Source organism: Psychrobacter sp. TPE 89C (assembly GCF_055522395.1).
Genome location: NZ_JBVFXW010000079.1, coordinates 1 through 7082 on the forward strand (window position 1 = coordinate 1; position 7082 = coordinate 7082).

Below are 7082 nucleotides of genomic sequence, written 5' to 3' on the forward strand. Positions count from 1 at the left end.
CTTTCACTACTTTTATAAAAAAAACTTATAAAATATTAATACGTGAAACATAGCCATTCGCATGTGGTTTATGGCTAAATATATATTTTGTCAATTGTGACAATAGTATTAATTCTTCATTATTCTATATCGATAATCTACGCAAACATCGATGCTATAAGGGTTTGGTGAGTTCTCCCCATAAGCTGTGGATAACCCTGTGTATAAGTAACTACTTGACAAGGATTTCCCTAGATAGCTTAAAGGGTGAGGTAAAATCGTTCATTTTTTGTACAATTAAAAAATACTTATAAATCATACACTTATACCAATATGATAACCACTTAAAATTATTTTTAATATTTTAAAAATAAAATCTCATCACTAGCGATGTTTCACAATACGTGAATTTCTAGGCTTTATCTGCTGTGGACAACCTTTAAGCCTATTGACAAACAGTACCATTATATTGTCCAAAATAATAGTTCCTATTTTCATTATTTTAGGCAACCCATCAGCTATATATCATACGACAGTTAATGTCGTCTATCGTCACTCGACCCACTAAATGGCCTTTGCAATTTGTTATAATCACTCTACCCAATCAATAGTACTCAAGAGAAAATGTTCGTGACATGCAGGTACAGTAAGGCTTAATAGCCATGCCAACATATGATGATTATGAACTTATTTTTGCTTATCTCACGATTTAATTTTACTGTATAGTAAGGTGACATATTAACTATTACTGTCTGTATCATCTATATGACAACCTATTTATCCTAGGTAGATGCTGAACGCTTCTTCCTATTCAAGTGGCAACCCGCCCTATTGAGCCACTACTTTCTATCGTACAAATATATTACGTATAACACTGAAATTGATAGTTTTACATTAATGATTGAAAATAAGGAATCTAGTATGGACGACAATAAAGCCAAAGCACTTAAAGCAGCACTCGGTCAGATTGAGAAGCAGTTTGGTAAAAACACCATCATGCATTTAGGCGATGACGCAGCCATCATGGATGTCGATGTCGTATCGACAGGCTCATTAGGCCTAGATATTGCCCTTGGGATTGGTGGCCTACCAAAAGGCCGTATCGTTGAGATTTACGGCCCAGAGAGCTCAGGTAAGACGACCATGACTCTGCAAGCCATTGCAGAGTGCCAAAAGCAAGGTGGTACTTGTGCCTTTATCGATGCTGAGCACGCGCTTGATCCTGTCTATGCACGCAAACTGGGTGTAAACACTGATGAGCTATTGCTATCTCAGCCTGATAATGGTGAGCAAGCGCTTGAAATCACCGATATGTTGGTTCGTTCAGGGGCCATCGACATGATCGTTATTGACTCAGTTGCAGCCTTGACGCCGCGTGCTGAGATTGAAGGCGAGATGGGCGACTCACACATGGGCCTGCAAGCACGTCTGATGAGCCAAGCACTACGTAAGATTACAGGTAATGCCAAACGCTCTAACTGTATGGTGGTCTTTATTAACCAAATCCGTATGAAAATCGGCGTGATGTTCGGTAGCCCTGAAACCACAACTGGTGGTAACGCGTTGAAGTTCTACGCCTCTGTACGTATGGATATTCGCCGTATCGGTGCAGTCAAAAACGGTGATGAAATCATCGGTAACCAAACCCGTGTGAAAGTCATCAAAAATAAAATGGCACCTCCATTCCGTCAAGCCGAATTTGAAATCACTTACGGCGAAGGTACCAATCACTTAGCCGAAGTCATTGATTTGGGCGTTGAGATTGGAGCCGTTGGTAAAGCAGGCTCTTGGTATAGCTATGGCGACGAAAAAATCGGTCAAGGTAAAGCCAACTCTGTGCTTTTCTTAAAAGAGAATCCTGTGATTGCTCAAGAAATCGAAGATAAGATTCGCGACGAAAAACTGGGGTCAAAAAAGAGTGCCAAAGATAAAAAGACTGACGAGGCCAATGAAAAATCAGGCGCTGAACCTGTACAATAACGGAACGATCAATAACTGTTATCGATTATCATGATTTATTATGAAAATTAAAACCTTAGCTGAAATACTCGCTGAATCGGACACCGATTCAGCGAGTTCTCCTAATGCCCAACCAAAAAAATATACTAAGCCTGCTAAGTACACATACAAAGATGAGCCGCACAAACCTCGTAAAAATGGCAAGCGACCTACCTATTCAAATAAAAATAACGCTATAGCCAATGACTCGTCGACCAGTGACGCATTAATTAGTGACTCTACTACTGATATAGACTCGAGCGACCCACTCTTCTCTTCCTCTATCAATCAAAAATCCTCCAAACCTAAAAAGCGTCAGAAACGTGAAAAACGCTTCCATCCAGCGGCTAACTTCAGCCCTGAGCCTAGTGATGTGCCTACTTATCTGCCACCTGAAGCGCAAAGTATCAAAGAGATGCTAGCAGAGGTCAAACATAGCGTTCATGGAGATGAGACAGATAATAGCTTAGCAACAGATACTGGTCATAGCACTAATCCGTCTTTTACAAAATCAAAAAATGAAGCTGAGCTTTCGACTATTGATGATAATGACATAGACAATCAAAACGATAATATACCAGCTGCTCTCAAAGCTTATTTGCGTACACCTGAACAGAAACAAGCAGAGATCGATGCGATTAAAGCCGAAAGCCGCTTACGTTGGTTGGCATTTTATTATTTATCGCGCCGTGAGTATGGTAAAGCTGAGCTGAAGCAGAAACTTATCGATAAGGAACAAGATCCAGAGAAAGTTGATGCGCTCCTTGATGAATTCGAGGAGAAAGGCTATCAAAGCGATTACCGCACTACTCTAATGCTAATACGTGAAAATATTCGTAAAGGCCGTGGACGCGGTCGTATTAAGCAAGAATTTTATCGTAAGAAGATTACTATGCCCGGTAATATCGATGAGCTGATTGATATGGCTAATACTGAGTCAGAGGAATTTAGCGAGTTTGTAGATGACAATGATGAGAACTTGGTTGATGGTGTAGATTGGCTGAAGCTGGCTGTGACAGCACGTACCAAAAAATACGGCGATGACATACCTATTGAACAAAAAGACAAAGCCAAGCAGCTGCGGTTTCTACAATATAGAGGATTCAATACTGATATATGTTTTGCCGCGCTTAACTATACGCTGGACACGTTAGATGAGCGTTTTTAGCCAACACTCACCTATATATTGACTAGGGCATGTCTCCAATTCACTCGATATTAATCTAAATGGGCTAAATCTTGCCAAACTACGTCAAATAGCTAGTTAATATCCAGATATTAACTAGCTATTTTTCTTGTTTGACGGCAATTTTTATCACCATTTTTAAAATGAAGACACGCCCTAGGTAAAACAATGTAGTCAATTCAATTTAAAAGTAGTACAAGGCAAACGAGTGTAGATGTATATTAAATACTTCAAGCGAGGTTAACGTAGTAATACTTTTATAGTGGAATGACTATAGATTTAGATGGATTATTAATAATAGCCAAGCACTTTCCACCAAATTAAACCAGCACCTATCCAAATGACTAAGTTAACCACGCTCATAATCGCACCAATGCTCCACCACTCTTTTAGCGTCACATAGCCAGAGTTAAAAATCACCGGTGCCGTACCAGTCGCATAATGGGTCAACGTCATCATGATGTTACCCGCTGCAGCTAAGATTAAGGCATATAACATTGGTGGCGCGCCTAATGTCAGGCCAACCGCATAGAATGCGGCAAATAGCGCGGTAATGTGAGCGGTAGTACTAGCGAAAAAATAGTGTATATATAGATAGACTAAGGTCAGAATTGTCACTGCGCCTATCCAACCTACCCCAGTCGTCCCAATGAGAGACTCAATATTGCCCGCGAACCAGCTAATCAAACCAAGCTTGTTCAGATAAGCGGCCATCATAATAAGTGCACCGAACCAAACAATGGTGTCCCATGCAGACTTCTCTTTTAGAATGTCATCCCACGTCAATACACCAGTCAATATCAATGTCGTCAGGCCAATAAAGGCGGTTGTGGTGGCATCAACGCTATACTGCTCACCCAAAATTAACGCAGGAATATTAGCCCACAATACCAACATAAGACCAAATACACCGAGCATTATCTTTTCGTGGGTGCTGATTTGACCCATTTCTGTTAGGTTATCTTTTGCGAATTTTTTGGCATCAGGTGTTGCTTTGACATCAGGAGGATAAATCAGGTAAATAACTAATGGCATGACTATCAGACACAGCATACCAGGGATAAACATCGCCACTGCCCATGTCGTCCACGACAGCTGAATATCACCACCAGTCGCTTTATTCACCAGCTCTACGACTAAAGGGTTGGGCGCAGTAGCAGTGATAAACATACCAGAAGTAATAGGGTTGGCGTGATAATTCACCATCGCCAAATAGCGACCAATTTTATTTTGAGTCCCTTCTTCTGGCGTCGAATGAAAGCTTTGTGCAATGGATTTCATAATCGGATGAATAATACCGCCACCACGTGCCGTATTAGATGGTGTGATAGGTGCGACCATCAGCTCAGCAGCAGCTAAAGAATAAGCCACGCCAATGGTTTTTTTACCAAAGATAGAGATGAAATAATAAGCGATACGGCGACCCAATCCTGTCTTTATCAACCCACGCGATATCATGACTGCAATACCAATTAGCCAAATCAAAGGGCTTGAATAGCTTGATAAGGCATCGCTAATGGCTTGCTGTGGACTATCACTTGTGATGCCTGTCAGTGCCACTAAAGTCACGGCAATAATAGCAATAGCACCAATAGGTAATGCCTTTCCTATGATAGCAACAATGGTCGCGATGAATAGTGCCAGCATATGCCACGCTTCTGGTGTGACACCCGTCGGCACTGGGATGACAAACCAAATTATCAAACCAACTAAAATAGCGATAGCCGCTTGAACAGGCTTAAATGGCATAAATAATAATCCTTATAAAATCATTGAACGAACAAATGGATATACCTTTCATTCAATACTCTTAGTGTGACAGGTATTACCGTCATCACTTAAGTTGTCATCTTAGCTATTTTATAAGATTTATAGAATTCTTACGTTATTGTTTACTGTTTTTAACATATATATTTAGATTAAAAAACAAGTTAGTGACAACTGTTCTGCTAAATATGATATTCATATATATAAGCCATAAAAAAACAGCCCATCTAGTGACAGGCTGTTTTTTTGTTATATTTTCACCGATATGTCTAATTTTGCAAATAGCAATTTTTTTATAAGAGACTATTTGAAATTACCAAGACGGTTAGATAATTGGCTAATGATTTGTTCAATCTCTTCATTGGCTTCATTTTCAGTATCTAAGTTACCATTTGGTGTTAACTGATTCATCACTTCAGGCAGTAGTTCAGCGAGACCCTGACGTACTTCTGCATCATTGGCACCGGTATGCGCAGCTACTTGTTTGATTTCATCTTCATCAAACAAATGATTGATATCATTAGTATCAAGGTTATCGTTAGTTTCTTGACTACTCATCCAAGAGCGTGCTTTGCTTTCGTGACCCATAGCAGTAATTTTTGATAGTGCACCACTCAAGCCGCCATTGCGCTTGATCCAACTAAGTACCATTGGCATCAATGCAGCTATCAGCATGCCTTTACCACCAAAGCCGCCACTTTGCTTTTGACCACCACCCAATACACTGCCTAAGATATCTCCTAAGCCACCAGCACCTGAGCTCATACCTCCGCTTTGAGTGCTTCCCGTCAGACCACCCAGAATATCATCCAAACCAAAACCATTATCGGCCTGACGATTATTTTGTGAATTATTAGCACTTGTCTGATTGCTTCCACCTAATACACTGCCCAATATATCACCCAAACCACCAGTACCACGCGAGTTCACGCTTTGATCGGTAGAATTACGCTGTGTACTTTCTGGATTCATCGCACTACGGGCAACTTGGCTCACTAAACTCCCTAACAAGCTCATACTCTACTCCTTTTTTTCATCATATTATTTATCATCAGAGAACCACCACTCTGTTTTAACATACTAAAGTTTAATCAGTATCTGACAACTGTACAGGACTTTTAAACTTTATACTTCATTATTATCTTGTGACATAAGAAACTGCTTTCATGATCGAGAGATTTTTTTTGTTATAGCCTGTGGTCATTCATCAACCTTATGACGAAAAGCTAAAATTGAAAGAGCTAAAATACCAAAACGGCCATTCAAGGACTGAAATAATAACCACCTACTTGCTTTTAGCAGAGCTCACATTGGCTAAAATATTCAATTCTTGCCATTGCTTGGCGCTCACTTGATCACGAAATATGGTCATTGATAGAGAACGTTGATAGGGTTCTACAATATCGAACTCAAAGTTCATCGCCCACCGATAATTATGGACATTGACCATTTGTGCCTGCCACAGCTCATCACCGCGACTCGTCCTAATCATCAGCTGCCACCCTCTATCAACACGCTGACTCAGGGGCGGTTGGCTCATATGCAATAGTACGGGCCGTGATAATATCAAATACCCAGTAACCGCTGCTGTCACTATTAAGATAACGACATACTGCCATACGTTTAGAGAAGCTAGCCATGCAAGTATAACCATAGCACTCGTCAAACTCATATAAAACAATACGCGCAAATAGCTAGTAGGCTGAATAGCAGTATCAATACGTAATGAAGTTGCCATAGTCATATTTGAGTGCCACAGTAAATATAAAGCATTAAGCCAAATCTTTGGTATGACGCCATGTTTTAATTTTATTCACTAGCGCCCATATGTCTTCGTTTTCTGGACGATTTTGATTGGTGAAATAATCTAATAAATCAGGATCTTCGTGAGTCAACATTTCTGCAAATGTGTTTTGCTCTTCAGGTGACGCTGTCAAATATAGTTCTTTGACATAAGGATCAATATAAAAATCTAACTCTTTGAGTCCACGGCGGGCTTGATAAATAATACGGCGTTGCTCATTGGTTGGTTCTGGTTGTGTGGTGGTCATAAAGCTACCTTCGTCAATTTAAATAGTTTTTAATGGTATATTTAGATTTTTCTAAAATCGTTTTTTATTTCTTTAAATAAAGTATAAAACACTTATAGTAT

At 39.9% G+C, this 7082-nt stretch carries 6 protein-coding genes; 2 read left to right on the forward strand and 4 right to left on the reverse strand.

Features of this window, described 5'->3' with window-relative positions; genetic code table 11:
* The first annotated feature begins 900 nt into the window (after positions 1-900).
* Both recA and ACZW67_RS13865 read left to right on the forward strand, forming a co-directional pair.
* Complete coding sequence (gene recA, locus ACZW67_RS13860; protein ID WP_197101585.1) at positions 901-1959, forward strand: recombinase RecA; 1059 nt, start codon at positions 901-903, stop codon at positions 1957-1959.
* A gap of 40 nt (positions 1960-1999) precedes the next feature.
* The gene (locus ACZW67_RS13865) at positions 2000-3145 is read left to right on the forward strand and encodes a regulatory protein RecX (RefSeq protein WP_465183738.1); all 1146 of its coding nucleotides are present in this window, start codon (positions 2000-2002) and stop codon (positions 3143-3145) included.
* A 309-nt stretch (positions 3146-3454) separates the two neighbouring features.
* Here ACZW67_RS13865 and ACZW67_RS13870 read toward each other — a convergent pair whose 3' ends face one another.
* The 4 genes from ACZW67_RS13870 to ACZW67_RS13885 all read right to left on the reverse strand — a co-directional run bounded on the left by ACZW67_RS13870 (position 3455) and on the right by ACZW67_RS13885 (position 6981).
* Positions 3455-4912 carry an anion permease gene (locus ACZW67_RS13870; RefSeq protein ID WP_465183739.1) on the reverse strand — a complete coding sequence of 486 codons (1458 nt, stop codon included), beginning with the start codon at positions 4910-4912 and terminating at the stop codon, positions 3455-3457.
* Positions 4913-5233: 321 nt separating this feature from the next.
* Positions 5234-5947 carry a YidB family protein gene (locus ACZW67_RS13875; RefSeq protein ID WP_465183740.1) on the reverse strand — a complete coding sequence of 238 codons (714 nt, stop codon included), beginning with the start codon at positions 5945-5947 and terminating at the stop codon, positions 5234-5236.
* Between the two features lie 268 nt (positions 5948-6215).
* The gene (locus tag ACZW67_RS13880; RefSeq protein WP_465183741.1) at positions 6216-6674 is read right to left on the reverse strand and encodes a hypothetical protein; all 459 of its coding nucleotides are present in this window, start codon (positions 6672-6674) and stop codon (positions 6216-6218) included.
* A gap of 28 nt (positions 6675-6702) precedes the next feature.
* Positions 6703-6981, reverse strand: a complete 279-nt coding sequence (locus ACZW67_RS13885) for an FAD assembly factor SdhE (RefSeq protein ID WP_201550054.1) — start codon at positions 6979-6981, stop codon at positions 6703-6705.
* Positions 6982-7082: the final 101 nt, after the last annotated feature.